Annotated in this window: 1 protein-coding gene; it reads right to left on the reverse strand. The window is 62.8% G+C overall.

All coding sequences use genetic code 11. The features are described 5' to 3' along the window. Positions 1 to 153: 153 nt before the first annotated feature. A complete protein-coding gene (locus tag PV772_RS23055) occupies positions 154 to 564 on the reverse strand; it encodes a rhodanese-like domain-containing protein (protein ID WP_347887712.1) in 411 nt (136 codons plus the stop codon). Positions 565 to 583 lie beyond the last annotated feature (19 nt).

Genomic DNA, 583 nt, shown 5'->3' on the forward strand with positions numbered 1-583 from the left:
GGCAGCCGATCAGGTAGCTGGCCTGGGCGAGGTCTTCGTCGTAAATGCGCTCGATAAGCATCTGGTGCTCTCCTTCATTGTGAAAGGGGATTGGAAGGTTGTTCTGAGATCAGTATAGATACCCCGGGGGGTATCCCGCAAGTGGACTGCGGCCTAGGTTGTTTTCCTGTGGAACGGCCTGCGGAACAGGTGCAGGAGGCCTGTGACGACACGGCTCCTGGCTCCTGGAGGCTGGTCTTCGGCGGCTTGTTGATAGGTGACAGGGTGGCCTGCCCGGTACCACTCGGTGATCCCACCGGCCACGTTGACCGTCTGGTATCCGCGGTCACTGAGGATCCGTGCGGCCTGGCTGCTGCGTTTCCCTGATCCGCACAACAGGTAGATCGTGCTGTTGGGCAGGTCCGCGAGCCGGGAGGGCAGCTCATCGAGGGGAATGTTCAGGCTCCCCGGAACATGCGCGGTGGCGTGTTCCACCCGGCTTCGGACGTCCACCAGTGCGGCGCGGGGCCACGCTATGGCGAGTTCTTCTGCCGTGACAGTGCGGAAAGCGTGCTGGCCCGTCATGGTGTGTCAGGCGTGCTGG

Origin of the sequence: Pseudarthrobacter sp. CC12 (assembly GCF_039907755.1) — a bacterium.
GTDB lineage: Bacteria > Actinomycetota > Actinomycetes > Actinomycetales > Micrococcaceae > Arthrobacter > Arthrobacter niigatensis.

What these genes read in the sequence shown, in the direction of transcription:
- PV772_RS23055 (WP_347887712.1), bottom strand. Translation starts at nt 564, where the DNA reads ATGACGGGCCAGCACGCTTTCCGCACTGTCACGGCAGAAGAACTCGCC.